This is a genomic window from Anaerolineales bacterium (assembly GCA_015075725.1).
In the GTDB taxonomy this organism is placed as follows: Bacteria; Chloroflexota; Anaerolineae; order Anaerolineales; family Villigracilaceae; genus Villigracilis.
This window is the reverse complement of record JABTTV010000001.1, coordinates 4,311,539-4,337,353: the sequence shown is the minus strand read 5'-3', so window position 1 is coordinate 4,337,353 and position 25,815 is coordinate 4,311,539. Positions and strand designations below refer to the sequence as shown.

Here is a 25,815-nt window from a genome sequence, read left to right as displayed (position 1 = left end):
TCATCGTTCTCCCCTTCTTTTTGGGTTCCGCTTTTCCAATCAAGCCTGGAATCCCACGTTTTAAAAGCTCAAACCCCCATCCGCTTGCCCGAGCGTTTGGGGGTTTGACATCAGGAGAATGCAACTTTGATTATATTCCGCGAGTTAAACGCTTCCTGAACTTGAAATAAGCATTGGATAAGAGGATTATCTCAGGGTCGAGATTAAATTTTCCAAAGTTATCGGACCCTCACGGAGGATGACAGGTTTTTCTCCGGTGCAATCCACCAGCGTGGAAGGGATTCCGCCGGGGGTTTTGCCGCCATCAAGGATTATGGGAATTCGCCCCTGGAGTTGCTCGTAAACGTCCTGTGCAGTCAATGGGTTTTGCGCTCCAGAGATGTTGGCTGATGTGACTGCCATCGGTCCAGCCGCGCGGAGCAGAGCAAGGGCATCCGGGTGGTTCGGGATGCGCACAGCAACGGTGGAAGTGGCAGATACGGCTGGGGGGAGAGTTGACTTTTTGGGTATGACACAGGTTAACGGTCCGGGCCAGAAGCGCTCGGCAAAACGGAGAGCCATTTCGGGGATGTCCGATCCAATCCTGTCGAGATCGCTCAAGTCACCGATCAAAATGGGAATCGCTTTTTCGAGTGGGCGGTCTTTTGCGGTGTAGATGCTTTCGATGGCGGCGTTGTCGAAGGCTAGTGCGCCGAGTCCGTAAACAGTGTCGGTGGGGAAGGCACCGATGCCGCCTTTGCGCAGGATTTCGAGGGCGCGTGAAATTTCGGAAGCAGGGACGATTTCAGTGTTCATGGAACGAGATTTCCAATAACCTGTTGTGACCGGCGAGGTCTTGTTGCAAGGAGATGATGGATTCTGAAAACATATCGGCAGCGAGATTGAAGGCTTTGATTCCCTGAGTCGCCTCGATCTCAAGCAGGATCATACCCTGCGGTGCGAGCCAGGCGGGAGCAATTTTCAGCAGGCGGCGATAGGGATTCAGCCCGTCTTCGCCTCCATCCAGGGCGACGGTTGGCTCACGGCCGAAAATTTGAAGCCCGCTGAGAGTCGCGGTCGGGATGTAGGGCAGGTTGGCGCAAATGAGATCGAAGTGGCTTTCGGTGGGGAGCGGGTTGATATGTTCGGGCAAGAGATCGCATTGTAAAAAATCGATACGGTGATGAACGTGAAATTTTTCGGCGTTGTGCCTGGCGATTTTAAGCGCTTCGAGGGAAATGTCAGTGGCGAGGATGCGCGCATCGGGTACATTCATCGCGATGGCGGTGGCTATGATTCCGGAGCCGGTGCCGACATCCGCGACAGTTCTTCTTTCTGGTGTTTGCTTCAACCAGTGGATGGCTTTTTCCACCAGCAGTTCCGTCTCAGGCCTCGGAACCAAGACATCAGGCGTGATATCGAAATCGAGGCCGAAGAATTCCCAGTGACCGAGGATGTAAGGGAGCGGTTCGCCCGCTTCCAGCCGGGAAAATGCCTGGTTTATTGATGTGAGTTGCGTTGAGGCAAGAGGCGAATCGAGATGTGCTGTCAGCCAGGTGCGGGGTTTTCCAATCGCATGCGCAAGGAGAAGTTCGGCGTCGAATTGGGTCAGGTCACCCGGCAGTTTCGGTATTTTGTGAATTAGGTAATCACCCAGGGTTCGGGTCATGAGGTCTCTTGAAAGAGCAGACGTTCCATCAGGGTTTGCTGGAAAAGAATGAATATGATGATGACCGGAATGGACATGACGATGGCGAGGGAGCCAAGGTAACTCCACGGCTGCGCGCCGGAAAATTGTCCGTAGACCAGGGCGTAGGTTGCCATCGAAAGTGTGACATTGTCGGCTTTGTCCACGAAGAGCCAGCCGATTGCGAATTCGGTGTAACCCATCAGGAAGGCGATCAGGGTGGTGACAGCGATGGACGGTAATGAAATAGGGAGGCTGATGTGGAGAAAAGTCTGGAAATGATTTGCGCCGTCGAGGTGGGCGGCTTCCTCCACCTCTCTTGGGATTGCCCCGAAGGCGGCGCGCATGTTCCAAACGCAGAACGGCATGGCGAAAGCAGCATAGACGATGGTCAATCCTATCAAGGTCGTGCGAATATTGAGGAGGCTCAGGATGATGTAAAGAGGGGTGGCAAAAGCGATTGGCGGGAGCAACGCAGCAAGCAGGAGCATAAAGAGACCCGTATTGCGTGCCGGAAAACGGAAGCGCGCGAAACCATAGGCGAGCGATATCCCAAGCAAAGTGGCGATGATCGCGGCGCCGATCGAAACGATCATGCTGTTTCGGAGGAGAACCTTGAACTCGACAGATTGGTAGGGGCGGTCCAATACGGCGACGAAGGGTTCGAGCGAAGTCTCTTTTGGGAGGAAGGTGAACTCGGTGGGGCGTCCGTGCAGGGAACCGTCAAAGGCAAGGCGCACGGTGCTCCAGAGGGGGATAAGAATGAACAGACCGACCAACAGAAGAATGAGTTGGGTGATTAACTGGCGGGCGGGTGAAATTTTACGCATGGATGAATTCCTCCCGGCTTTGCATGCGGCGATTGAAAAGACTTACAAGGCCGATCAGGATCAAGACGGTCAGGATATTTATGATGGCTGATACTGCGAACTGTCCGCCTCCAAATCCGCTGGAAGGGTTGAATAAGTTGTACGAGAGTGTCGCAAACGTGCTTTCGGTAAATAAAAACGCCTGGAAAAGATAGAACTGGTTGAAGGCGTAGATGCCGCGGATGATGATCGCAGGTAGCAGTATCGGCATCAATAGGGGAAGGGTCATGTGGTGCAGCATTTGCCAGCTGTTTGCGCCGTCGATGGAGGCGGCTTCGTAAATATCCCTGGGGATCGTTTTCAGCCCTGCATTGACCGCCAGCAGGATGAGGGGAAATCCGTACCAAACGGCTGGGACGAGAAAAATGAAGAACCAAAAGGTGGGTGTTCTTTCCCAGCCGATCAAAAATTGTAGGGGAAAGGCGTCCCCGTATTTTTTTGCCGCAAGGCTCAGCCAGCCGATCTCAGGAACGAAAATGTTCAACCACATGAGCGCTCCGATGAATTCTGGAATCGCCCATGGAAGGATGAAGAACGCCTGCCAGAATTTTTTCAATCCCACACCGCGTTGGTTGAGAAGAATCGAAAGACCGCCACCCAGAAGCACCTGCAGGCTGGTGGAGGCAACCATCCAGAGAATGTTGAAGACGAAGATACCCTGCCCGGTTACAAAGTAAAAAATCGGCAGATAGCCGGAAAAGCCGGTGTATTGGACTTTGTTCGAACGGAAGGGAAATTCGGAGTTTGAAGGCTCGATCTGCCCGGACAACCCACCGAGGATCTCGCGCCAGATGCCGCCCTGGAAACCATCTCGGATGGAGGCGCTGTTGAAATCCGTGAGCGAAACAGCGACCTGGAACAAAAAGGGGAGAAGGGTCAATAAGGCAAAGGCGATCAAACCGGGCACAAGCCAGGGAATTGCCTGCCGTGATTCCTCGAAGTTATAAAAAACCCTTTTCGATCCTCGGTTGCGGAGACTTACCAGAAGCGATTCCCACGCCTTCGCAATTCCCTCCGCGGCGGCGAGGGACAGTGGGGCTGTAAGGATGAGAATATATTGCGGCCATTTCGTTTTCCACAAGAGCAGGGTGAGCAGAGAGAGTCCCAGCCAGAGGGCAAAGACCCTTTCCTTTTGCCAGAGGCGGGTAAAGCCGACGATGGCGAAGAGCCCGATCAGAAAATCAGGCGCGAACAAAAACACGTTTTCATGCCAGAGGATGGGCGACATGCTGATCCAGACCAAGGGTTGCCAGAGCGGAAAATTCGCGTTTTGCACATTCGGATTTGTAACCGTATATGTCACTGATGTGAAGGATTCTTGCAGACGCCCGATGGGATCCGGCCATAAATATGGATTTGCGCCAAAAAAGACAAGGAGCGATAACAATCCCCAACCAAGGATCGGCAGGAGAGTTTTAAAATTACGGCCGATGATATTTTTCCGATTCTCGAATATCTGGTCGACAAGAATGGCAAACCCCACGGTGCCGTGCAAATATTTCGAATCCGCGGCGAGGCCCAGCAGGACCGATGACATGACCAGCCAAACGGCGCGGTTTCTCCTTTTGTATTGCACATATGCCAGGATGGTGCTTAAACTCAAGAGTGAAGACAGCCCATCCAGCATGATCTGGCTTGTGTATTTGATAGTGAATGAATGGGTGGCAAGCAGAATCCCGGCGAGCGGATTCACAAGTGCCAGTAAAAAAGCTGTGAGCGTTCCAAACCCTGCGGCTTCTTTGCGCCCAGCCCGAAGCAGTTCCCCGGGCAGGATTTTGGCAGGACCGGCGGTTATGGCAACATCTTCGACAAGCGGTTGCTCTGGCAGGAAGGAAAACACGATGCCGTAGGCGATCTTTGCAAGCGGTGGGTGCTCTGTCCGGTAGTTGGTTTCCAAAAAACCGGACCAGTTCGAGGTCCGGATAAGATGCGCGTATTCCTGACCTGCGCGCAAGTAATCGTCTTCGTCAAAATCGATGGGAAGTTTATCCGCCGCGCGTACCCGCAATCCCCATGCAATGGCAAGGACGGCCACGATCGATAGAATTCGCAAAGCCGTTTTTATGTTCATGATCATTCGGGTCGCGGCAGGGCGTCCGTGCCTTTCATTTTATTCATCGTCTTCGACGCCGGTGGCGGCCAGTTTCCCGGCTTCGTCGCGGGTGGTGAGTTCGTCGATGAACTCATCGATATCGCCGTCCATCACGGCGGGGAGGTTGTAGTTGGAAAGCCCGATGCGGTGATCGGTGACGCGGTTCTGCGGGTAATTATACGTGCGGATCTTTTCGGATCGTTCTCCGGAGCCGACTTGCGAACGGCGATCCGCTTCGAGTTCAGCGCGGCGTTTGTTCTCTTCGATCTCGTACAATCGCGCGCGTAAAATGGACATGGCGCGCAGCTTGTTCTGCAATTGCGAACGTTCATCCTGGCACGTCACGACCATGCCGGTGGGTTTGTGGTACAAACGGACGGCGGTGGAGTTCTTCTGTACGTTCTGCCCGCCAGCGCCGGACGAACGATAGACTTCGATCTCGATATCGGTTTCGGGTATATCTATCTCAACATCGTCCACTTCCGCGAGGACAGCGACGGTGGCGGTGGATGTGTGGATGCGCCCCTGCGCCTCGGTGGCTGGAACGCGCTGGACGCGATGCACGCCTGATTCATATTTCATCTTCGAAAATGCGCCCTTGCCTTTCACTTCGAAGATAACTTCTTTGTATCCACCCACGCCAATGGAATTTTCCGACATGATCTCGGTCTTCCAGCGTTTATCTTCGGCAAATCGTGTGTACATGCGGAACAGGTCTGCGGCAAAGATGGCGGCCTCATCGCCGCCAGCTCCGGCGCGGATTTCCACGATGACGTTCTTGTCGTCGCGCGGGTCCTTGGGTACGAGCAATCCCTTGATCTCTTTTTCGAGCACTTCGATCTTCGGGGTTAATTCATCAATATCAGTTTTGGCGAGGGCGAGCAGGTCCGCATCGTTCTCAGACACGAGGATCGTTTTGGCTTCTTCCAGGCTTTTCATCGCCTGACGGTATTCCCTCGCCTTGGCGATCAACGGCTCGAGCCCTGTCCTTTCCTTGCCGATCTCTGCGGCGCGTTTATAGTCGCTTCCGACTTCGAGAAGTTCGTTTCCAAGTTGTTCGTATTTTTCTTCGATGGCTTTCAGTTTATCGAGCATGTTTCCTCATGATTGCATGGTTGGCGTACTCTTACGCCGATGGGCTTACATCAAAAGACGCGTTGACCTGTCCTGGACAGACGGTCCCGGGCGAACGCGCCCTACGCGGAAAATATTTGCACAAGAAAGCGCGGCACCGGGAAAGGCGCCGCGCGGCAGGGCGAATCGAAAGACTGCGCTAGTAAGTGGCTACTGCAGAAAGCACCATTGAAATGATGAGGATGATGGCGAACGCGGCGAAGAGAAGCTGCGCCGTTTTTTGCCGTCTGGCGGCGTTTTCTTCCATCGCCGATTTCTGTCTTTGATTTTTTGAATTTCTTCCAGCCATTCCAGCTTACCTTTCGATATGTTTATAAAAAGCCTGAGCCATTGCCTTCTCAAGTTCCTCGATTGTAACAGGTTTCATGACGTACCCGTCCGCGCCAAGCTTCAGGGCTTTGTCCACCATCACATCCGCGGCTTCGGACGAGAGCATGATGACCGGCAGTCGCTTCCATTCCGGTCTGCGGCGCATGAATTCGAGCATGTCAAGCCCGGTCACTTCGGGCATGTTGATGTCAAGGATCATCAGGTCGGGGCGTTTTCCCGATAGGAGCAATTGAGCTGCCGGGCGGGGATGGTTGAAATGCTTTGATTGATAATCGAGCACTTTTAGCATCAGGCTGATCGCCTGCGCCATTTCGTCGTCGTCGTCGATGATCCAGATTTCCTTCATTCCAATTGCGCCTTCACGCTCTTTGCAGAAGTTTCGTTCATGCCTTTTACCATCAGAAGTTCCTCGATGCTTGCCTCTTTAATCTTATCCATGGAACCGAAATGTTTCAAGAGCGCTTTCCGTCTCGCAGGACCAATTCCGGGGATGGAATCCAGCTGGGAGGCGAGTCCCAGCTTCGAGCGTTTTTTGCGATGCGCCGTGATCCCGAAGCGATGGGCTTCGTCGCGGATTCTCTGAACGAGGTAAAGTCCCTGTGAATGCCGCGGGAGCAGCAGCGGCTCGCTCTTGTGGGGGAAGAAGATTTCCTCTTCCTGCTTCGCAAGACCGACGACCGGGACTTTATCGAACAGCCCGACCCCTTCCAAAACTTTGACGACCCTTCCGAGCTGGCCTTTACCGCCGTCGATGATGATGAGGTCGGGAAGAAAGGAAAACGCCTCATCTTTTTTGGACCCGACATCCGATTCTTTCTCCTGCGAACCTTTCCATCGCCGGAAGCGGCGCGTGAGCATCTCTTCCATCGAGGCGAAGTCATCGGGCGCGCCGATACTGGTGCTTTCGATATTGAACTTGCGGTATAGCCGCTTAGCAGGGACGCCCTGTTCGAACACGACCATTGCACCGACAGTTGCCACGCCTTGTGTGTGGCTGACATCGTAACATTCTATTCGATTGGGCGGCGAAGGTAAATTCAAGTAGGTTTGCAGGTCAGAAAGCGCCTGTTCCTGCCGGTGAGCATCCGCCTGCCATTGCGCGCGCAGGGATTGCAGCGTTTCAGTGGCGTTTTCCGAAGCCATCTGGACGAGGTCTTTCGGCTGACCTTCCTTTGGAACCATCAGTTCCACTTTCTGCCCGCCGCGCCTTGACCTGAGCCATTGAGAGATGATGATGCGTTCTTCGATCTCCTGCGGGAGCATGACCTGTTCGGGGATGTTTGCCGCCTCGGTGTAGAACTGTTTGACGAACTCCGCCATCACCTCGTTGTCGGTCGTATCCTCGGTCCCTTCGAGGATGAAGTATTCGCGGCCGATCAACTTCCCGCCGCGGATGAAGAAGATCTGCACGCAGGCTTCCCCGTCTGCGCGCGCCATGGCAATGACGTCCGAGTCGGCGTAATCCGAGCCGAAAACGATCTTTTGCCGTTCGATGATGGTCTGCATGGCTTTGAGCTGATCGCGCAGGGCGGCGGCTTTCTCGAAGCGCATATCATTCGAGGCCTTCTGCATATCATCCTGCAAACGTTGGACGATGGCTTCGCTGTGTCCGCTGAGAAATTCCATCAGATCCGAGATCATCTGGCGATAGCCGTCTTTCGAGATCGCTCCAATGCAGGGCGCTGTGCATAATTTGATGTCGTAATACAAACACGCGCGCGGATCGTTCCCTGTGATCTCCCGGTCGCATGTCAGATAAGGGAAGATCTTTCTTAATACCTCAAGTGTTTGGTACACAGCCCAGGCCGAGGTGTACGGACCAAAATACCGCGACCCGTCTTCTTCCATCTGGCGGGTGACGGTCACTTTCGGGTACGGTTCGTTCCAATGGATTTTGATATACGGGTAGCGCTTGTCGTCTTTCAGCCGGACGTTGTACTTCGGGCGGTGCTTCTTGATCAGGTTCATCTCGAGGATGAGCGCTTCGAGTTCCGAACCGACCACGATCCATTCGATATCCGCGATCTCACGCACCAGCCGGCGGGTCTTATTGTCGTGGCTCGAATCCGCGTGGAAGTAACTGCGCACACGGTTCTTCAGGTTCACCGCCTTGCCGACATAGATGACCGCCCCCTCGGCATTGTGATACAGATAACAGCCCGGTTTGACGGGTAATGTGGCGAGGATGCCTAGCAATTTCTCCGAGATTTCCATCGGCGGTTATTCTAACATGGGCTTTTTGAAACCTTTTATGCCCGGTCGGTCATAAATACAATGCTTCTGTTACAATTTACCCGAAGCGGGATGAATACAATCGAATAAGATATCACCCAGTGATAACCAAATTCATGTTTATACAAGGAGAATGAAAATGGATCAAATGCCCTCGAACGCCCCCATTATGGAATCCAAGCCAGGGGTTGCAGGCTGGTTCCAGGTCTGGACGAAGGTCTTTACGAAACCGTCTGAACAAACCTTTGTCGAAATCACCGAAGGTCCCGAGGCTGTAGCGCGGACCGCTTATATCTGGGTTTTCATTGCGGGTACGATTTCCGGGATCATCCAGGCGATCCTGCGAGCCATCTATGCGGCAATGGGAATGACCCCCCAGCTCCCGATTCCCGGCTTGGAGGAATACATCCCACAAACCACCACAGGCGATCCGGGGACAACCGTTACCGCGTTGGTCAGCGGCATCTGCGGCGCTCCGTTAGCGGGTCTTGTATCCGTTTTGTTTTTCGCCATTGGCGTCGCCATCGTGCAATGGGTGGCGAAGTTATTCGGCGGCACAGGTTCCTATGAGAAACTTGCTTACGCCGTCGGCGCAATCTCGCTTCCGTTGACCATTGTCACTTCGATCCTGTCGCTCTTCAGCGCGATCCCGTTCGTCGGCATCTGCACCGGCGTGATCTCCTTTGGTTTTGCCATCTTTGCGATCTACCTGCAGATCGCTGCCGTAAAGGCGGTTAACCGATTTGGTTGGGGTCAGGCGGCCGGCTCGGTCCTGATCCCCTGGCTCGTGATCGTCTTCGTTTGCGGATGCCTTGTTTTCGGCGGTTTGCTGCTGTTGGGACCCGTGATCGGGAACGTGTTCGGCGAGATCAATCAGGGGCTGGCTCCATAAGAAAGAAATCGAGAACTCCTCCTGAAAGGGAGGAGTTCTTATTCATAGCTCGATCGTAAAACTCGTGCCGTTTCCCGTCTCGCTTTCCACCTCGATCGAACCTTTGTGAGCGTGGATGAGTTGTTTCGAGATGGCTAACCCCAGTCCGCTGTGCGTCCGCCCGGTGCGTGATTTATCCCCGCGCCAGAAGCGGTCGAAGATAAAAGGCAGGTCGTCGGCGGGGATTCCCGACCCTGTATCCATGACACGAATCCGCGCGCTTCTTTCCCCGCCTGAAATTGGTTCCGTTTCGATGGAGATCGTTCCGCCTCGGGCTGTGTGACGAAGGGCGTTGGATATAAGATTGGACAAGACCTGATTCAACCTGTCGTAATCGGCGGTGATTTCCTGGTCTGGATCGGCATGGATTGTGGTCAGCTCGACGCCCTGGGATGAGGCTTGGGCGGAAAAACTCGAAGTGAGGTCCGCCGTCAGATCGGCAAGCAGGAATCGGGTGGGATGAAGCGGAAGCTGTCCCGTTTCAGCGAGGGAGAGAGTCTGCAAATCCTCAACAAGGCGGGCGAGCAGTTTGGTCTCATCCAATGTGTTGTTGATATGATCGGATGTGGGTTGATATACGCCGTCGAGCACGCCTTCGAGATTGCCTTGGATGATATGCAGGGGGGTGCGCAGTTCGTGTGCGATGTCGGCGGTGAGGTTCCTGCGTTGTTTGTCCGAGCGTTCGAGGTCGGCAACCATTTTGTTGAATCGCTTGAACAACTCACTGAACATATCCGAGTTGTTCTCCGGCACGCGCGCTGCGAGGTTGCCCTCTGCAACCGCATCGATGGCGTTGAACATCGACTGCAGGGGTTTGCCGAAGCGCGTGTACATGTTGAAAACGACGAAAAAGAGGAAGATGACCACCACAACTGGGGCGCCGCAAAGCAACAGCCAGCTTTGTTGGGCTTCGGAGTTATGGGTAAAAAGTTCGTATAAACTTGCAGATGCGCCCCCGACAAAACAAAGAAATACCGCAAAGAACATGACGGAAATTAAGCCAAATCGGCGTCCGCTGCGGCGGCGGGGCGGAGGGGGATGGTTCATCATGGGAAGAGATTATATTTGAGAGAAGGGTAGTGCATTGTCATTTTTTATCCACATCGATAAATCGATACCCGATTCCATACACGGTCTCGATCATGGGATTGCCCGACGCGTTCTCGAGCTTTTTGCGGATGTTTTTGATGTGCGAGTCCACGCTGCGATCCATGCTGGAGGCTGCGCCGTGTAAATCCTCCAGCAACTGTTCGCGCGTAAAGGTTTGGCCAGCGCGGCTGGCGAGCACATAGAGCAGTTTGAACTCGTTTGGCGTGAGTTTGATCGGATTGCCGTCGAAGACCGCCGCATATTTATCCGGGTCGATTTCCAGTCCGCCCGCACGGACAATGCCGGGCGATTTGACATCACCGCGCGTCCTGCGAAGGAGGGCGCGCACGCGCGCCACCAGCGCGCGGACGGAGAACGGCTTGGTGATGTAATCGTCAGCGCCGATCTCGAGCCCTGTCACCTGATCGATCTCTTCGGATAGGGCGGTCAGCATGATGATGGGTACGTCGCTTTCGCGGCGCAGGATGCGGCAGACTTCGCGGCCGTCGATGTAGGGAAGCATAAGGTCGAGGATGATAAGGTCGGGCTTTTCGCGGCGCGCCATTGCCAGCGCGGCTTGACCGTCGGCGGCCGTGAGGACGCGGAATCCGTTTTTCTCCAGGTAATCCCGCGCGAGGCGGGCGACTTTTGGTTCGTCATCTACGACCAGGATGAGTTCAGGCATAAGGAAAGTATAAAGGGAATGGGGAATAGTGAATAGTCAAAGAATGGGGAAAGAAGAAAGAGATTTCGCTCCTCTTTCTTCTTTCAATTGCTTATTCTTTTTTACCTTCGGTGTCCTCAGCAGGTTTTTCACCGTGGGCGCGTTTGTGCCATTCTTCAACGAACGACGGGACGTTGCCCTCCCAGCCTTTGCCCCAGTGACCGCGATGTCCCCAGCCCATGCGCCATGGTCGGAAGAAGATCATCCTCAATGCGCCGAAGAAAAAGAAGAGAAAGAGGATGGAACCGCAGACCGCTAAGAATGGGTTGAAGAAATGCGGATGTCCAAAGCCATATGGGTGCGGGTAGCCGTAACCGTACATTGGGATGATTGGTGCGGCTTGTCCATTCTCGGCAGCTTTTTCAGTCGCGGCTGCGACATCGGGCGATTGCATGATTCCTTGCGCGATGCCTGCCTTGTAGGTCGTATATCCGCCCGCAACGACCAAACCCAGCAAAAGCAGGACTCCGATCAGCCGAAAGATTAAACCGTTACGAAACATATTTACCTCCAGTGGTAAGTGATTTTGTTTACGCATCCACTTTATCAATCGACTGTGTAGGAATCGTGGATGCTCGCGACAGGGATTGTGGAGGTTGCATATGAGGAGTGTTGGAATTTCAAAGGAGCGATGCGAGCTTTTTCGTGAGTTCTCGTCGGGACTTCGTTACTGATCGGTCATCGCCAACCGCAATCCGAGGCCGATAAGAATGCTCCCTGCAAGTCTTTGCAGGAACCGCGAATAATTTGGACCACGCACCAGCCATCCTGCGATCGCCCCGGCTGAATAACCAACCGCCGTCAGAAAACAAAGCCCAAAGCCTGCAAATGTCAACCCAAGGATTGTCATCTGCAATGACACCTGATTGCTTCCCTGATCCACAAATTGCGGCAGGAATGCCATGAAGAAAACGGCGATTTTGGGATTGAGGACATTCGACAATACGCCCTGCCAGAAGAGAGAGCGTGAACTTGCCCCTGCCGATGAGCCTTGAAGTCTGAAGATGCTGTTATCCTTCCAGGCTTTCACGCCAAGATATATCAAGTAGATTGCGCCAAGATATTTGACCATAAGAAAGGCGAGCACCGACGTCTGGAAAATTATCGTCAATCCGAATGCCGCGGCTGTCGTGTGGATCAGGATTCCACAAATAACGCCAATTGCCGACACGACCCCGGCTCTACGCCCGTGAGTCGCTCCGCGGGTAATGACATACAACATATCGGGATCCGGGGCTAGGATCAGTGCCCATGATACTCCGACAAACAAAGCAAATTTGACCGGGTCAATTATCATCAATTACCAATTCATAGAGATCAAAGTGGAGTCCCTACGGGGTTGTGGTCACTGAGATTGTAGGGACACAGGTCGGCGGTGGACTTGGGGTTGGTGCAAGAAATGATGACCTATTATTTTCTTCCTGGCTCTCGACAACCTGATTCGTTGCATCCGCGATTGCCTCATAACGCCCGCTCGGTATTGTACCTGCGAAATGCAGATCAATCGATTGACCCGCCAGCAGCCCATCATGGACCTCCTGGAGACTACCGTTCAACCCAACAAAGAAACTCCCGGTTGGAGCGGCGCCGGTATTATTAATGATCACCCGAATTCCATAAGGTCCATAATGTGTATCAGCGCTCAAACAGCTATTGCCCTGCCTCCCTTCCAGTTCGAGATACATGAACCTGATGATCAGATCAGGCAGTAGCACGCGAGTTGATTCGCCTGTCGCCTTTGCCGATGAAGGGGAAGGTAGAGGTAATACGGCTGTTGGATTCGAGGATGGATTGATGTTCGGTATGCACGCTGCGATTCCAAGAAGGGTCAATCCGAGGGCGACCAGGGTTTTTGGATTTCTCATGCTCTTCCTTATGCCTTTCATCTCTCGTTCAGGGAATACTTTGCGGGCTAACGAAATGAAGTGCAGGGGAGGGAGGGGCTTTGGAGAAAAATAGCCGAAGCCAAAAGATGCTTGAAAATGGAGGCGAATCTAGCCAATAGAGAGTGTCTAAAACAGTGGGCTAACGAAGTCCATCACATGAGAGACGTAGTTTGGAAAGCGTTGCTTGTGCAGTTGCCTGCTGTTGAAACAATAGACAAATAAGCGCAAAGCACACTCCAGCGCATATGGACAGCGTGAGAAACAACGGGATTTGCGAGCCAGACGAGCCAGATAGTGACGCAGCTCGGCATTGTCAGCTTCCACTGAATATGTGTCCGTCTTGCCTTGCGAAACTTCGTACCTGCCGAAATGATACCAAAGCCATTTGCAAGCATCAAACCCATCACTGTAGTACCACTTGGCTTTCGGCGCTTGATCCACGACTTGCTGGATGGCTTCCTGAGTGCGGATCCAGACCACCGCCCAGCCCAAAATGCAACGAGTCTTGCGATCTACCACAGTGATAATGTAGATTCTGTTTTTTTATCGCCGATAAAGGTGAAGATTTCATCCATTTCGGCTTCTTTGACCTCTTCGGGCACGGGTGCGTTCGGTAAAGCCTCAGCTACATCGGTCACCCAATACGCCACCGTTTGTGGCGCAACTTTCAAATGACGAGCTATCCGCCGCAGATTACCTCCATCCACGTACATTTCCATGGCTCGCTTGCGGAGACTGTCCGGATACCCCTGCTTTTTCGGTTCCGGCGTGTATTTGCGGTGGCAGTGCATACAGCGATACCTTTGCGACCCGGCGTTTGTTCTTCCTGCTTTGTTTTGGCGGGTTGTTTCTTGGCAGTATGGGCATCTTCTCATGTCTCTATTTTAGCCCATTCCTTTGGACACTCCCAGCCAATAATATACTGCACTGTTAGCTCGACGTTGTTATTTGAAAGATTCGTTATGGCATCACAGGCGGCAATGTGCTTTTGAGGGATTCCAGGTCTGAATCGGACAAAGCAGTTACAAGCACATTACCCGGTCGCATACCGTCTGATGTTTGTTGAATATCAAACGTGAGAGCGGCTCCGGACAATTGACCAGACTCTGTTTGCAATAAATAGATAAAGCGCAGCGAGGCGGGTTTGGGAAAATCATTTACAACCGTTGATGGAAGGTGAATACCTGTCAGTTGCCCTTGTGATATATATCCCTGACTTGCAGACGGTCCTTCACCAGTTTGCCAGCGAATATCCGGCTCGATTCCAAAGAACACATTGATTAACCCGCTTTCGTGCGAAGCGTCATACCGCCAATTATAGGATATTGCCAAGCCGCCAATATCACTTTGGAAATATGCTTCAGAGGCTCCGGGTTGAAAAACCGAATCGCAAAACAAGAATAACTCAATGGTAAATTCTTTGCTTTGAACCAACCCGCCACCGAGAGTATCTTTCACTGGGCGGATGACGGGTGATAGTTCAGGGCTGGACAATGAAGGCAATGAACCATTTGAAGCTGCGCAACTTTCAGAAGAGGCAACCAAAGGAATTTGTGCGGGAATTGATGTAGCAGTTTCAGTTGCGACAATGACGGGAACGCCGGTTACAGTGGGGAGTGAGACCGATGTAGCAATTTTTGATGGAGAAGTTGTCGCAGCGGATTGAGTTTGGCAACTTGTAACATAAATCACCATTATGCAAAATATCCTAAAAAATTTTGGTAACTTCATAGGTCATCCTTGTGCGGTATTCGATATAAGGTTTAGGCGCATAGCAATTAGATTGCACCGATGTCTGGATGATTAAAGTCATTCCGAATCCCGCGGTCGGGGTTTGAACTGGAATTCCGTATTCGACACCGATTGCCGAATCCTGATGCGCCATTGTGCCCGGATCTCAACGCAAACCGGTGACGAACTGTCGTTTTCAAAGTTGTTATCCCGTTCATGCGATTTTATCCAACGGTGATCACAACTTTTCCGCGGGCATGTTTGTCAATGACATGTCGCAAGGCTTGGACGGTTTCATCGAGTGGATAACTTCGGTCGATGACGGGAACGATCGTGCCATCTTTGAGGAGTTTTCCAAGATACGCCAGATCATCTTGATTGAATTTCGTAATACCCATACTGCCCAGTGTCTTGCCGCCTTTTTGCGAGAATAATTTTCCGAAAATGATGGCTTGCAGTAGCTGGAGCATTTCGCCGCCCGCGCAGACGTAGACGCCCCGCGGCTTGAGTGCCTGCCGGTATGAAAACAACGAGTGATAACCGTTTATCCCCAGGATCAAATCATATTGTCCGCCGCTTTTTGTGAAATCCTCAATGGTGTAATCTATCGCGTGGTCGGCGCCCCATGAACGGGCCAGGTCGAGATTGCGGGTGCTGCACACGGCGGTCACTTCCGCGCCGGAAGCTTTCGCAAGTTGAGTGGCAAACATCCCAATTCCCCCCGAAGCGCCCTGGATCAAAACCTGTTGACCGGCGCGAATCCCACTCGCATAGCGGATTGCCTGTAAGGCAGTTATAGCCGCGATAGGCAGACAAGCCGCTTCTTCAAATGAGCGATTCGCAGGTTTCAACGTCAGGTAGGCTTCGCGTGCCAGGGCATACTCGGCATAGGAGCCATAGGCGCCTCCGAACACTTCGTCGCCGGGTTTGAAGCGCGTGACATTTTCACCCACCGCCTCGACGACCCCGGCGACATCGGTGCCGATCGATGGATCTTTGGGCTTTGACCAGCCTCCGCCGAAGAAACGCACAAGCAGTGACGGCATGGTGAATCCGCGCCACTCCTTTGCGTTCACCGAGGCGGCTCGAACCTTTACCAGCACCTGGTGATTCACGGGGACAGGTTTGACGACTTCCGTCAGTTTTAGCGCAACTTCTGGCTGCCCATACTTTTCATAGAGAATGGCTTTCATCAGAATTCACTTTCTTGCGTAAATATTTTAAGGCTTAACTGCGTGCGCCCTTTTGTCATTGCTCTGGTTTGCCTTTCACCGCGCACCGAGGAGTTTAAAAGCGGGACCGTACCGAACCTCACCATGTTTGTGATAACGATTGATGTTCCACAAGATCTGAAAGAGATTGTAGGGATATAGGATTCCCATGGAAATCGCGTACCCATAGAAGATCTCCTGGCTGACTTTGCCCATGATAAGAATGAGCGCTAAACATGCCATGTATACCGAGAAGATAAGAATGCTCCAACTTGTTTGGAAATTAAGGATGGCCTGTCCGACGTCATCCACATCCCGCACGCGATTGCGGTTCGTGAGCCATATGATTAGTGGAATGATGATGCCGAGCAGTGGAAATGCGATGAAACCTAACTGGGTCAAATTCATGAGCACGACCAGATTCGCATCCTCTTCCAGTTCCGAGTCGATCAATTCTTCCATCGGGACTTTTAAAGCTCCCGCCAGGCGTTTGAGGGTGTCGCCGCGCGGGGAGGTTTGTCCGCTTTCGATCCTTTGAATGGTCCTCAAACTCAGTAGAGATGCGCCTGCAAGGTCTTCCTGAGACATTCCAAGCCTGACCCTTTCTTCCATCACTCGTTTGCCAATTTCACTTTGTGTCATGCCAATCTCCGTTTCTGTTTTGGAATGTATACTACCCGGACATTAATGGCGGTACAACGTCAGTTATCTGACATTTTTGCGTCAATTGTGTCGGGAGGTCCAATTCCGGTTGAAAAGGAGTTTATATTTCCTCGTGCTCACCCAGGTTAAGGGGGTGGTTGATCAAATGTTTCCTGAAATTTGGCAAATGTTATATATGGCTTAAATGATTCCCGGGATCAAATCACGCAGTTTCGAGTGCGCGTTTGTTCCATTCTTCAGCATTTACACCTTTGATGAGAAGCCAGAGCGTCAATACGCTTTCTCCGAGGATGCCGGGCGCGAAGTTGAATGGAGAAATAAGACTCGATAGTGCTGGGAAGAGAAAAGTCAACCAGCCCAACCCTCCGATCATCATCAGCACGCCCAAAAATCGCGGCAGGAATGTGGACTTGATGATGAGCCAGCCGATCAGCAGGCAATACATCCCGAAGAACACCAGTATATCGGGAAGGAAGGCTGGAATTGCAAGATATGGGCTAAACGCACTGATGATACAACCCGCCAAGCTGAACAATGCTGCAACAAGGGAGAGGTTTTTATTCACCGGCTTGAAAAGATAATAGAAGAGCGCGGTCACTCCGATATAGCAAATTGTGGCGATGAAGTTCGATATATTTCTCCCATTGGCAAACATCAGCGCGGTCGCTCCTGTAACAATCGTTCCCAGATAAAAAACAGCCGCCAGTCTGGCTTGGATAATAATATTCTGAGTTGTCATTTGATTTCTCCTGACTACGAAGCTTCACATGCGAGTTTATTCCATTGATCCACGTTGACACCCTTGAAGAGCAGCCAGAGTATTTGCGACACGCTCCCGATCAGCGCGGCAAACAGTACGTAAATTAGCAACTGGTTTCCAAGCGGCGGATACAGGTAGGTCAGCCACCCCAAACCTCCCAGGATCGATAATACCCCCAGCGCGCGAGGCAGGAAAGTGGATCGAAAGATCAAAACACCGTTCACGAGCGTGGAAAATCCGAAGAATGGAAGTGCCATGCCAGCCGCCTGGTCATTCACTTCGAGCAAAAGGAGGGTTAACGCCTGCAGCTGATCTACATTAAAGGCGCTCAGGTAGTGCGCATTTCCAAGGACGAGCAGGGGGGCGATGTAAAAGAGGCGGCTAAAGGTTTTGATGACGCATCCTCCAAGACCAAAAACCAGTGCAAGGAGGGAAAAGCTCCCGCTGACTGGCTTGAGCAAAACATACATGAATGCCGTCATGGCAATTTGAGAGGTCATTTCAATGAGGTAGAGCGTAAAACCCAATCGAAACAGATTCTCGTGAGCCAAAATGTTGGCTGCCGTCATCGCGGCGTCATCAATCACGACGATCCTGCCACTGATGAACAATTGGGCAATGATTCCCGCGGCAATGACGATCAAATATAGAATTCCGACAGTCCGCGCATAAATTTGCGGTGATAATCCAGTGTATCTGTTGGTCATTTCATTTTCTCTGGGCACTTATTGAGGATTTCGGAAACCCTGGTTAGGATTGTCGAAGAAATATTCAGCGTACACATTTGGTATTAATGGTTGCTTTCGCCGACTTTGATTTAAGGTGTGGATTGCATCATTGTAGGACCCTGCCCCGTAGAAACCCCCTTGACCAGCATCCAAAAGGCAACTGCCACCTCGAAGACCAGCATCGGCAGCCAGAGTATCCACGTGATCGATGAAGCCCAGCCCGTGCCTGCCAATACTCCCACGAGTTGCAACGGCAGGGTCACTGTCAACAAAGCCGATGCAATGACACCCAGCCACGCCATCCAGGCGGGGATCAACCGTCCGCGCAAGAGGAGCCAGCAAAAGAAAAGACTGCCCAATGCAAAAAAGATTTCACTTTCGCCAGACCCAATACCTTCCGCGATGCGGCAGGTCAGTGCCAGCAATGCGAGGACGGGTCCCTGTCCGCGTGTAATCTCATAAAGAGTCACACCCAGCACAAAAGCCGAGAGCGATTGCAGGAAGTACAACAATTCGACTCCCTGCGCTTCGCCGCCAAGCGAGAGGCTGGAAATCCCGGCTGCAATGTAGAAAAGAAATGTGAATCCGGCGACCCTTGCAGAGGTCTGCTGTGAGGTTGTTTGGTTATTCATGGTTTCGATCTCCCGTGAAGAATCAAGTTGGTCTATTGCATCTTCCAAATTTCCCAATTCCCATTCCCTTCGACGGGCATTCCTTCGGCAAGCCATTCGTAAAGGGAGCCGTCGTACACGGCAACATTTTTGTGCCCCGTCATCAGGTGCGCCGCAGCATTTACCGCCGCCGCGATCCCGCCGCCGCAGTAGGTGATGATGCGGTCGTATTTTGCCGTTTCCGCGATTCGAGCCGCAATCTGATCGACCGGCTGAAGATAATCCATGCCTTGAGTAAAATCCCCCTCCATCAAATCCATGCAGGAGAGATTGACCGAGCCGGGGATGCGCGCGCCTTCATAACTGATCGGTGGAAGAACATTCACTATGGCGATTTTCCCGTCATCGATGGATGCTGCGACCTCCTCTTTATCGGCGAACATCCCTTGCCGGATCGAACCCACAAAAACCGACGGCTCATACTGATTGGGCGTCTGCTCGGTGCCGCCCCCAGCTTTTATCCACCCGGTCAATCCGCCGTTGAGAACGCGGACATTGTTATGCCCTGCATACCGCAAGACCCACCAGGCTCGCATCGCATAAGGGATCATCCCACAGGCATACACCACCACTTCCGAATCATTGGAGATGCCCGCCTTGCCGATCGCATCCACGAGCCGCGCTTCGGACAGGATCGTGCAGGTATGCGGACTATCCGGATCCGAAAATCGCTCGTGGTCGAAATAAACCGCGCCGGGGATGTGCCGCTGCAAGTACACATCGTCTGTGATGGTGGCATCGAAGATGCGGAGATTCTTATCGCCGGTCTTTTTCAGCAGTTCGTCTGCTTCGATCAAAATATCCTTGCGCTCCATGTGTTTTTCTCCTTTATGTGCCGCACTATAGCAATCCAATGTGGAGAAATTATGGATGTTCCAGCCAGAGATTGTGGAGACTGCGGAGGTTGCGTTGGAGATTTATTAATGGCTCAACTCCTGTCGATACCCTGTAACTTTTCACCCCTGTAAGCATCTGATACAATCCGGGCGGTAATAGAAGGCGATTTGCCCTCGTCTCAAGAGTGGCTGTATTCAAAATCAGACTGTTTGCGCGTAATTGGTGTTTGCTAGGACCAAATTACTTCGCAATGTTTTGTGAAAATCTAACAGGTAAAAAATGACGGATAACAGACATGTAAAAGTTTTGATCCTGGGGGCGGGACCGGCGGGGCTTTCAGCGGCGTTGTACGCCGCGCGGGCGGAACTTGCCCCGGTCGTCCTCACCGGGATGCAATTGGGCGGCCAGGCGGCATTGACCCATACGATCGAAAACTATCCCGGGTTTCCGGAAGGGGTGGGCGGAGCGCAGCTAGGCGAACTCTTCCAGAAACAGGCGGAACATTTTGGGGCAAGGGTTGAATTCGACATGGCGCACGAAGTGGATTTTTCCCAGCGGCCGTATAAAGTCACTACAGACAGCGGCGAGTACTTTGCCGAATCCATAATCATCACCACCGGCGCGAGCCCTGTGCATCTCAATGTTCCTGGTGAGGTGGAATTGACCGGACGGGGCGTATCCTATTGCGCCACCTGCGATGGCTGGTTCTTCAAGGATAAAAAAGTCGTTGTCGTGGGCGGAGGCGATAGCGCGTTCGAAGAAGGGCTCTTCATCACCCGTTATGCTTCCTCGGTCACGCTCATTCACCGGCGGGATGAATACCGCGCGGGGGCGATCCTGCAAAAGCGCGCCAAGGAGCATCCAAAAATGAACTTCATCATGAACACAGTCATCACGGAAGCGCTCGGTACCGATAAACTCACCGCCCTCAAACTCAAGAACGTTGTCACCGGCGAAGAAAGCAGATTTGAAACAGACGGGTTATTCATCTTCATCGGTCATACGCCCAACACGCAAATGTTCCAGGGCAAGCTCGAAATGAGCGACCTCGGCTACATCAAGGTCAACGATAAAATGGAAACCAACATCCCCGGCGTGTACGCGGCGGGCGAGGCGGCAGACCCGCACTTTCGGCAGGTGGTCACCTCGGCGGGGATGGGCGCGGCGGCGGCGATCCAAGCGACGCGTTATCTCGAGTCGCAGGAAGCCGAATCTGTTCACGGTTAAGAAAGAAGCGGATGAAGTTCATCGCCTCATCCTACGGGATGGTTGATCCCGTCCGAGACCCAGAATCCAACTTTCATACTTTTCCCACCAACAGACTCGTCATCGACGGGTCTGTTTTTTGACTAAAAAAGTGACATTTTGTACTTTTGGCATGGAATGGTTTCGGATAGAATAGGTGAAAATTTACGGCTTTACACGCCGATCCCAAATGGAGGAACGATGAAAAAAATCTCAATTGTTGGCGCGGGCAACACCGGCGCAACCGCTGCGCATTGGATTGCCGAGCGCGAACTTGCGGATGTGGTTCTGCTCGATGTAGTGGAAGGCATGCCGCAGGGCAAGAGCCTCGATATGCTCGAAGCCATGCCCATTATAGGTAAGGATACGCATGTGATGGGGACGAACAATTACGAAGACACCAAAAAATCGGACATTGTCATTATCACCGCTGGAATAGCCCGCAAACCCGGCATGAGCCGCGAGGATTTGTTGAAGACGAATGCCGAGATCGTGGGCAATGCCGCCAGGGAAACCCTGAAACATTCGCCGAATGCGATCTTCATTGTGTTGACCAACCCGCTCGACACGATGGCATACCTCACCATGAAAGTGACCGGCCTGCCGCGCGAACGGGTCATCGGCCAGGCGGGCATTTTGGACTCCGCTCGTATGCGCGCTTTCGTTGCCATGGAAGCCAATGTATCTGTTGAAAATGTCCAGTGCTATGTGCTGGGCGGCCACGGCGATGAAATGGTCCCGCTGACACGGCATTCCAATATTGCGGGCATCCCCTTAAAGGAATATCTTCCCGCCGATAAACTTGCCGCCATCGTGGAACGCACGCGCAAGGGCGGCGGCGAGATCGTGAATCTATTGAAGACCGGTTCCGCCTATTATGCTCCCTCGCTTGCCTGTGTGCAAATGGCGGAGGCGATCCTGAAGGACAAGAAGTTGATCGTGCCGTGCGCCACTTACATGAACGGCGAATACGGCTTGAAGGATATGTATTTCGGCGTCCCAGTAATGCTTGGGGCAAAAGGAATGGAGCGCATCATCGAATACAAATTCGACGCCGAAGAAAAAGCGATGTTCGAGAAGTCCGCGGCTTCAGTGAAGGAGTCGCACGAAGCGTTGAAGAGCGTTGTCAGCCTGTAGTGCCTGATGTGCCATCCGTAATTGGCAGGCGGGTGATAAGGGTCAACAGTTACGGATCGCGCTTCCCATAAATTTTCCAGGAGCCAGTCATGATTCTATATGAAAAGATCGCCGCACAACTTCCCGCATGGCGGGAACGAATTAAATCCCTTGCCAAGGACCACGCCGAAGTCGTGGTCGACAAGGTCACGGTCGGGCAGATCGTCGGCGGGATGCGCGATATCAAATCCCTGCTTACAGATGTCTCTTATGTCGATTCCAACGAAGGCATCCGCTTTCGCGGATTGTCCATCCCTGAAGTGTTGAAGAAACTTCCCAAACCGCGCAGCGCGAAGGTTCCGCTCGTGGGCGGTTTGTATTATCTTTTGATGGTCGGCGAAATCCCCACCATGGAAGAGGCGATGGCCGTCGAAGACGAATGGGATAAACGTGCTGAAATTCCCGACTACGTCTACAAGATGCTGAAGACCATGCCCAAGGATGCGCACCCCATGATCCTTTTGAATCTGGCGGTCATGTCTCTGGAGCGCAACTCTGCCTTTGCAAGAAAATACAGGGAAGGCATGAAGAAGGACGAATATTGGGAACCCGCGCTGGAAGACAGCCTTGATCTGACTGCCAAGATCCCGGTGATCGCGGCATTCATCTACCGCTACAAATATTTCGGCGAGAAGAAGAAACCGGGTTATAACGCCAAGTTGGATTACGGCGCAAATTTCGCGCGCATGATGAAGATCTCGGATAAAAAGGGTTATGCGGATCTTTCGCGCCTTTACTTTATCCTGCATTCCGATCATGAATCAGGGAACGTATCGGCTCATTCCACCCATCTTGTCGGATCATCACTCTCAGACATCTATTTCGCCTATTCCGCCGGTCTGAGCGGACTCGCCGGTCCGCTTCACGGGCTTGCCAACCAGGAATGTCTTGCCTGGCTTCTCGAAGTGATCAAGCGGTTCGACGGCGTGCCTTCGCGCGACGACTTGTATAAGTTTGCATGGGATACGCTGAACAGCGGCAAGGTCATTCCGGGATACGGTCATGCCGTTCTGCGCGTGCCCGATCCCCGCTTCACTGCGCAGATGGAATTCGCCAAGGCTCGCTTTCCGCACGACGATCTCGTCCGCCTCGCGGATATGGTATTTGATGTGGTGCCGACCGTGCTCAAGGAACAGGGCAAGGCGAAGAACCCCGCACCGAACGTGGACGCGATCAGCGGGACGCTTCAATATTATTACGGTGTCCGCGAATTCGATTTTTACACCGTGTTATTCGGCGTCGGCCGTGCTCTCGGCGTGACCGCCAACTACGTCTGGTCGCGCGCGCTAAGCATGCCCATCGAGCGTCCCAAGTCGGTGACGACGAAGATGCTGGAAGAGGCGGTTGCAAAATCCCTGCAACCTTTGTAAATCAATTCGACAACTCCCGGGCTCAAGAGAAACCCGGGAGTTTTTCTTTATTAACCGCTGCGATGATGGGTGTCTTCCTTTGCGCTCCTGAATTTCACAAGCCGTACGATCCGCGCCTTGTCGCGCAAATACCAGGGAACGATCTGGCGCGCATCTTCATGGGTTTCCGCCTCCACGATGGCCCAACCGGTGTGGTCGTTATCCTTGCAGCCCCATTCGAAGTGGTGCAAATACCCGGCGGCGTGGATGTCACGGATGACCTGTTCACAAGCCTCGACCGCATGAGGCGATTCGATCAAAAACCTTTCCATTCTTCTCTCCTTACTTCTAAAGGATTATCGCATCAGTTGAATTTTATTTCGTTTGAAGATATTTATCAATCAGGCTTTTTCGGTCTTTCCAGGTTAAACCGGTCGAGTAGAAATGCGTAATCCAGCGCAATTTCCCTGATGTAGTCGAACCGGCCGCTTGCCCCGGCGTGACCGGAGTTGTAATTGACATAGAAGACCGCGAGATTATCGTCGGTCTTGAGTTCTCGCAATTTCGCCATGAACTTCGCCGGTTCCCAGAACGCCACGCGCGGATCGTTCAAGCCTGTAGTGATGAGCAGGTTTGGGTAGTCCGTCGCTGTCAAATTGTCGTAGGGTGAATACGAAAGCATATATTCGAACATCATCTTATCTTCCGGGTTTCCCCATTGGTCGTATTCCTGCGTGGTGAGCGGTATGGATGGGTCGTTCATGGTCGTGACCACATCCACGAAAGGGACCTTTGCGATGACGACTTTGAACAAGTCCGGGCGCATGGTCATGCACGCGCCGACGAGCAGCCCGCCCGCCGAAGCACCCTGGATGGCGAGTTTATCTTTCGCGACGTATCCTTCTTGAACCAAATGTTCGGCGCAGGCGATGAAGTCGGTGAACGTATTGCGCTTATGTTCCATCCTGCCTTGTTCGTACCAGTCGCGCCCCATATCATAACCGCCGCGGATGTGCGCGACGGCATAGACAAATCCCCGGTCGATCAGGCTGAATCGGTTCGAGTCGAAGTACGGGTCAATCGTCGCGCCGTAAGAGCCGTAACCGTACATCAACGCGGGATTGGCCCCGTCTTTCTTTTGTAAATCCTTCCGATAGGCAATCGTGACCGGCACCTTCGTCCCGTCCGCCGCTATCGCATGGATGCGCTCCAATTGGTAATTGGTTTTGTCGAAACCTCTGACCTCATCCACCTTTTTAATCTCCCATTCGCCTGTGTCCATGTGAACGTCGACGGTCGTATTGGGTGTGATGAGAGAGGAATATTTCAGACGCAAAAGGTTTATCTTGAATTCCGGATTTCCTTCAGGATGCGCGTTATACGACGGTTCGGGGAATTTTACATACCGGACATTGCTTATTCCGTCAGCGTCGCTGATACGTATTTGCCTCAAACCGCCTTTGCGTTCATAGACGACCAGATGATTCTCGAACGTATCGAGGTAATCCACCAACACATCCTCGCGGTGGGGAATGATCTCTTTCCAATTCTCCTTGTTCGGTGCAACAGCGGACGTCACGCTGACTTTGAAATTCTTCGCGCCGTCGTTATGGACGATGAAAAATCTGCCCATGTGATGCGCCGCGTTGTAATCCAATCCTTCTATACGCGGCTGCAAGATGCGAAATCCGCCGGTCGGATCGTTCGCATCCAAAAAACGGATCTCGCGGGTATCCGTGCTGTAATGGTAGGTCATTATCAAAGCGCGGTCGCGTGTCCTGTGGACGTACAAATGAAACGTCTCGTCCGCTTCATGCAGGATCATCATATCGTCTTTGGGGTCGGTGCCGATGATGTGACGGAATAATTTATCGGGGCGCAGCGTCTCATCCAATGTAATGTAAAAGACGGTCTTGTTATCGTTCGCCCATTCCACGCCGAAACGCTCGTATGCGCTGCCGGACACGTTGCCGATCGTTTCAGGGAAATATTCCCCGCTGAGAAGGTCTTTGATATAAAGCGTAAAAACCTCGCTGCCCTCGAAATCCGCCACGTAGGCAAGTTTCGTCCCGTCTGGACTGGTCTCGAACCCGCTGATTCCGCAGAACGCTTTTCCCTCCGCCAGTTGATTTTGGTCGAGCAATATTTCCTCGTCCGCGTCGAGCGATTTGTATCGGCGGCAAAAGATGGGATATTGCTTCCCCTCTTCATGCCTTTCATAATGGAAATATTCGCCTCGCTTCTCCGGGACGGTTGAGTCCGTTTCCTGAATCCTGCCCTTCATCTCGGAGAAGAGCCGCTCCTGCAGGGATTTCGTATGTCCCATCACCTCTTCGAGGTAATCACTCTCGGCGCGGAGATATTTCATCGTCTCCGGATCGTTCCTGTCACGCATCCAGTAGTAATCGTCGATGCGGGTGACGCCGTGCTGGGTCATTTCATGGCGGCGTTTCGGGGCGGATGGCGCGTTTCTTGTTTTGCTCATGATCCT

Annotated in this window: 28 protein-coding genes; 4 read left to right on the top strand and 24 right to left on the bottom strand. The window is 52.7% G+C overall.

Annotation, left to right across the window (positions count from 1 at the left end; translation table 11 throughout):
* Window positions 1-186: 186 nt before the first annotated feature.
* From HS100_20835 to uvrC, 8 genes are all read right to left on the bottom strand, one after another.
* On the bottom strand, window positions 187-795 hold the full coding sequence (locus HS100_20835) for a threonylcarbamoyl-AMP synthase (GenBank protein MBE7436374.1): 609 nt from the start codon (window positions 793-795) through the stop codon (window positions 187-189).
* Window positions 785-1,648, bottom strand: a complete 864-nt coding sequence (prmC, locus tag HS100_20830; protein MBE7436373.1) for a peptide chain release factor N(5)-glutamine methyltransferase — start codon at window positions 1,646-1,648, stop codon at window positions 785-787. The genes HS100_20835 and prmC overlap by 11 nt, the downstream gene beginning before the upstream one ends.
* Window positions 1,645-2,496 (bottom strand): carbohydrate ABC transporter permease, encoded by an 852-nt coding sequence (locus tag HS100_20825; protein ID MBE7436372.1) that lies wholly within the window; start codon window positions 2,494-2,496, stop codon window positions 1,645-1,647. Before HS100_20825 ends, prmC begins: the two co-directional genes overlap by 4 nt.
* On the bottom strand, window positions 2,489-4,606 hold the full coding sequence (locus HS100_20820) for a sugar ABC transporter permease (protein ID MBE7436371.1): 2,118 nt from the start codon (window positions 4,604-4,606) through the stop codon (window positions 2,489-2,491). Before HS100_20820 ends, HS100_20825 begins: the two co-directional genes overlap by 8 nt.
* Window positions 4,607-4,645: 39 nt before the next feature.
* Window positions 4,646-5,722 carry a peptide chain release factor 1 gene (gene prfA / locus HS100_20815; GenBank protein ID MBE7436370.1) on the bottom strand — a complete coding sequence of 359 codons (1,077 nt, stop codon included), beginning with the start codon at window positions 5,720-5,722 and terminating at the stop codon, window positions 4,646-4,648.
* A 178-nt stretch (window positions 5,723-5,900) separates the two neighbouring features.
* Window positions 5,901-6,050 (bottom strand): hypothetical protein, encoded by a 150-nt coding sequence (locus tag HS100_20810; protein ID MBE7436369.1) that lies wholly within the window; start codon window positions 6,048-6,050, stop codon window positions 5,901-5,903.
* 6 nt (window positions 6,051-6,056) lie between these two features.
* Window positions 6,057-6,437, bottom strand: a complete 381-nt coding sequence (locus tag HS100_20805) for a response regulator (GenBank protein MBE7436368.1) — start codon at window positions 6,435-6,437, stop codon at window positions 6,057-6,059.
* Window positions 6,434-8,305: an excinuclease ABC subunit UvrC gene (uvrC, locus tag HS100_20800; GenBank protein ID MBE7436367.1), complete on the bottom strand. Its 1,872-nt coding sequence runs from the start codon at window positions 8,303-8,305 to the stop codon at window positions 6,434-6,436. The genes HS100_20805 and uvrC overlap by 4 nt, the downstream gene beginning before the upstream one ends.
* Window positions 8,306-8,462: 157 nt before the next feature.
* On the opposite strand from uvrC, the gene HS100_20795 reads away from it, so the two are divergent.
* Window positions 8,463-9,215 carry a YIP1 family protein gene (locus HS100_20795; GenBank protein ID MBE7436366.1) on the top strand — a complete coding sequence of 251 codons (753 nt, stop codon included), beginning with the start codon at window positions 8,463-8,465 and terminating at the stop codon, window positions 9,213-9,215.
* 42 nt (window positions 9,216-9,257) lie between these two features.
* Here the strand turns inward: HS100_20795 and HS100_20790 are convergent, their stop codons facing one another.
* From HS100_20790 to HS100_20725, 14 genes are all read right to left on the bottom strand, one after another.
* The gene (locus tag HS100_20790) at window positions 9,258-10,304 is read right to left on the bottom strand and encodes a HAMP domain-containing histidine kinase (GenBank protein MBE7436365.1); all 1,047 of its coding nucleotides are present in this window, start codon (window positions 10,302-10,304) and stop codon (window positions 9,258-9,260) included.
* A gap of 37 nt (window positions 10,305-10,341) precedes the next feature.
* Window positions 10,342-11,028, bottom strand: coding sequence for a response regulator transcription factor (locus HS100_20785; protein MBE7436364.1), 687 nt, complete (start codon window positions 11,026-11,028; stop codon window positions 10,342-10,344).
* A 91-nt stretch (window positions 11,029-11,119) separates the two neighbouring features.
* Window positions 11,120-11,569: a hypothetical protein gene (locus tag HS100_20780; GenBank protein ID MBE7436363.1), complete on the bottom strand. Its 450-nt coding sequence runs from the start codon at window positions 11,567-11,569 to the stop codon at window positions 11,120-11,122.
* 165 nt (window positions 11,570-11,734) lie between these two features.
* Window positions 11,735-12,289, bottom strand: a complete 555-nt coding sequence (locus HS100_20775) for a LysE family translocator (GenBank protein ID MBE7436362.1) — start codon at window positions 12,287-12,289, stop codon at window positions 11,735-11,737.
* Between the two features lie 109 nt (window positions 12,290-12,398).
* A complete protein-coding gene (locus HS100_20770) occupies window positions 12,399-12,932 on the bottom strand; it encodes a hypothetical protein (GenBank protein MBE7436361.1) in 534 nt (177 codons plus the stop codon).
* A 147-nt stretch (window positions 12,933-13,079) separates the two neighbouring features.
* Window positions 13,080-13,433, bottom strand: coding sequence for an IS1 family transposase (locus HS100_20765; protein MBE7436360.1), 354 nt, complete (start codon window positions 13,431-13,433; stop codon window positions 13,080-13,082).
* Between the two features lie 32 nt (window positions 13,434-13,465).
* Window positions 13,466-13,744: a helix-turn-helix domain-containing protein gene (locus HS100_20760; GenBank protein MBE7436359.1), complete on the bottom strand. Its 279-nt coding sequence runs from the start codon at window positions 13,742-13,744 to the stop codon at window positions 13,466-13,468.
* Window positions 13,745-13,913: 169 nt separating this feature from the next.
* Window positions 13,914-14,684: a hypothetical protein gene (locus HS100_20755; GenBank protein MBE7436358.1), complete on the bottom strand. Its 771-nt coding sequence runs from the start codon at window positions 14,682-14,684 to the stop codon at window positions 13,914-13,916.
* 224 nt (window positions 14,685-14,908) lie between these two features.
* Window positions 14,909-15,877, bottom strand: a complete 969-nt coding sequence (locus tag HS100_20750; protein MBE7436357.1) for an NAD(P)-dependent alcohol dehydrogenase — start codon at window positions 15,875-15,877, stop codon at window positions 14,909-14,911.
* A gap of 75 nt (window positions 15,878-15,952) precedes the next feature.
* Window positions 15,953-16,537: a helix-turn-helix domain-containing protein gene (locus tag HS100_20745; protein MBE7436356.1), complete on the bottom strand. Its 585-nt coding sequence runs from the start codon at window positions 16,535-16,537 to the stop codon at window positions 15,953-15,955.
* A 223-nt stretch (window positions 16,538-16,760) separates the two neighbouring features.
* Window positions 16,761-17,297, bottom strand: coding sequence for a DUF4386 domain-containing protein (locus HS100_20740; protein MBE7436355.1), 537 nt, complete (start codon window positions 17,295-17,297; stop codon window positions 16,761-16,763).
* 14 nt (window positions 17,298-17,311) lie between these two features.
* A complete protein-coding gene (locus HS100_20735; GenBank protein MBE7436354.1) occupies window positions 17,312-18,025 on the bottom strand; it encodes a DUF4386 domain-containing protein in 714 nt (237 codons plus the stop codon).
* A gap of 110 nt (window positions 18,026-18,135) precedes the next feature.
* Window positions 18,136-18,678, bottom strand: a complete 543-nt coding sequence (locus HS100_20730) for a DUF4386 domain-containing protein (GenBank protein MBE7436353.1) — start codon at window positions 18,676-18,678, stop codon at window positions 18,136-18,138.
* A 32-nt stretch (window positions 18,679-18,710) separates the two neighbouring features.
* Window positions 18,711-19,532, bottom strand: a complete 822-nt coding sequence (locus HS100_20725) for a sulfurtransferase (protein ID MBE7436352.1) — start codon at window positions 19,530-19,532, stop codon at window positions 18,711-18,713.
* A gap of 301 nt (window positions 19,533-19,833) precedes the next feature.
* Between HS100_20725 and trxB the strand changes: the two genes are divergently transcribed.
* The 3 genes from trxB to HS100_20710 all read left to right on the top strand — a co-directional run bounded on the left by trxB (window position 19,834) and on the right by HS100_20710 (window position 23,345).
* Complete coding sequence (trxB, locus tag HS100_20720) at window positions 19,834-20,781, top strand: thioredoxin-disulfide reductase (protein MBE7436351.1); 948 nt, start codon at window positions 19,834-19,836, stop codon at window positions 20,779-20,781.
* Between the two features lie 219 nt (window positions 20,782-21,000).
* Window positions 21,001-21,936 carry a malate dehydrogenase gene (gene mdh / locus HS100_20715; protein MBE7436350.1) on the top strand — a complete coding sequence of 312 codons (936 nt, stop codon included), beginning with the start codon at window positions 21,001-21,003 and terminating at the stop codon, window positions 21,934-21,936.
* A gap of 89 nt (window positions 21,937-22,025) precedes the next feature.
* Window positions 22,026-23,345: a citrate (Si)-synthase gene (locus HS100_20710; protein ID MBE7436349.1), complete on the top strand. Its 1,320-nt coding sequence runs from the start codon at window positions 22,026-22,028 to the stop codon at window positions 23,343-23,345.
* Window positions 23,346-23,395: 50 nt separating this feature from the next.
* Here HS100_20710 and HS100_20705 read toward each other — a convergent pair whose 3' ends face one another.
* The gene (locus tag HS100_20705) at window positions 23,396-23,656 is read right to left on the bottom strand and encodes a hypothetical protein (protein ID MBE7436348.1); all 261 of its coding nucleotides are present in this window, start codon (window positions 23,654-23,656) and stop codon (window positions 23,396-23,398) included.
* A gap of 65 nt (window positions 23,657-23,721) precedes the next feature.
* A complete protein-coding gene (locus HS100_20700) occupies window positions 23,722-25,809 on the bottom strand; it encodes a S9 family peptidase (protein MBE7436347.1) in 2,088 nt (695 codons plus the stop codon).
* Between the last annotated feature and the right edge of the window lie 6 nt (window positions 25,810-25,815).

Bases quoted from the DNA above. Each gene is read 5' to 3' on its own strand.
- HS100_20835 (MBE7436374.1), bottom strand. From the start codon at position 795: ATGAACACTGAAATCGTCCCTGCTTCCGAAATTTCACGCGCCCTCGAA.
- prmC (MBE7436373.1), bottom strand. From the start codon at position 1,648: ATGACCCGAACCCTGGGTGATTACCTAATTCACAAAATACCGAAACTG.
- HS100_20825 (MBE7436372.1), bottom strand. From the start codon at position 2,496: ATGCGTAAAATTTCACCCGCCCGCCAGTTAATCACCCAACTCATTCTT.
- HS100_20820 (MBE7436371.1), bottom strand. From the start codon at position 4,606: ATGAACATAAAAACGGCTTTGCGAATTCTATCGATCGTGGCCGTCCTT.
- prfA (MBE7436370.1), bottom strand. From the start codon at position 5,722: ATGCTCGATAAACTGAAAGCCATCGAAGAAAAATACGAACAACTTGGA.
- HS100_20810 (MBE7436369.1), bottom strand. From the start codon at position 6,050: ATGGCTGGAAGAAATTCAAAAAATCAAAGACAGAAATCGGCGATGGAA.
- HS100_20805 (MBE7436368.1), bottom strand. From the start codon at position 6,437: ATGAAGGAAATCTGGATCATCGACGACGACGACGAAATGGCGCAGGCG.
- uvrC (MBE7436367.1), bottom strand. From the start codon at position 8,305: ATGGAAATCTCGGAGAAATTGCTAGGCATCCTCGCCACATTACCCGTC.
- HS100_20795 (MBE7436366.1), top strand. From the start codon at position 8,463: ATGGATCAAATGCCCTCGAACGCCCCCATTATGGAATCCAAGCCAGGG.
- HS100_20790 (MBE7436365.1), bottom strand. From the start codon at position 10,304: ATGATGAACCATCCCCCTCCGCCCCGCCGCCGCAGCGGACGCCGATTT.
- HS100_20785 (MBE7436364.1), bottom strand. From the start codon at position 11,028: ATGCCTGAACTCATCCTGGTCGTAGATGACGAACCAAAAGTCGCCCGC.
- HS100_20780 (MBE7436363.1), bottom strand. From the start codon at position 11,569: ATGTTTCGTAACGGTTTAATCTTTCGGCTGATCGGAGTCCTGCTTTTG.
- HS100_20775 (MBE7436362.1), bottom strand. From the start codon at position 12,289: ATGTTGTATGTCATTACCCGCGGAGCGACTCACGGGCGTAGAGCCGGG.
- HS100_20770 (MBE7436361.1), bottom strand. From the start codon at position 12,932: ATGAGAAATCCAAAAACCCTGGTCGCCCTCGGATTGACCCTTCTTGGA.
- HS100_20760 (MBE7436359.1), bottom strand. From the start codon at position 13,744: ATGCACTGCCACCGCAAATACACGCCGGAACCGAAAAAGCAGGGGTAT.
- HS100_20755 (MBE7436358.1), bottom strand. From the start codon at position 14,684: ATGAAGTTACCAAAATTTTTTAGGATATTTTGCATAATGGTGATTTAT.
- HS100_20750 (MBE7436357.1), bottom strand. From the start codon at position 15,877: ATGAAAGCCATTCTCTATGAAAAGTATGGGCAGCCAGAAGTTGCGCTA.
- HS100_20745 (MBE7436356.1), bottom strand. From the start codon at position 16,537: ATGACACAAAGTGAAATTGGCAAACGAGTGATGGAAGAAAGGGTCAGG.
- HS100_20740 (MBE7436355.1), bottom strand. From the start codon at position 17,297: ATGACAACTCAGAATATTATTATCCAAGCCAGACTGGCGGCTGTTTTT.
- HS100_20735 (MBE7436354.1), bottom strand. From the start codon at position 18,025: ATGACCAACAGATACACTGGATTATCACCGCAAATTTATGCGCGGACT.
- HS100_20730 (MBE7436353.1), bottom strand. From the start codon at position 18,678: ATGAATAACCAAACAACCTCACAGCAGACCTCTGCAAGGGTCGCCGGA.
- HS100_20725 (MBE7436352.1), bottom strand. From the start codon at position 19,532: ATGGAGCGCAAGGATATTTTGATCGAAGCAGACGAACTGCTGAAAAAG.
- trxB (MBE7436351.1), top strand. From the start codon at position 19,834: ATGACGGATAACAGACATGTAAAAGTTTTGATCCTGGGGGCGGGACCG.
- mdh (MBE7436350.1), top strand. From the start codon at position 21,001: ATGAAAAAAATCTCAATTGTTGGCGCGGGCAACACCGGCGCAACCGCT.
- HS100_20710 (MBE7436349.1), top strand. From the start codon at position 22,026: ATGATTCTATATGAAAAGATCGCCGCACAACTTCCCGCATGGCGGGAA.
- HS100_20705 (MBE7436348.1), bottom strand. From the start codon at position 23,656: ATGGAAAGGTTTTTGATCGAATCGCCTCATGCGGTCGAGGCTTGTGAA.
- HS100_20700 (MBE7436347.1), bottom strand. From the start codon at position 25,809: ATGAGCAAAACAAGAAACGCGCCATCCGCCCCGAAACGCCGCCATGAA.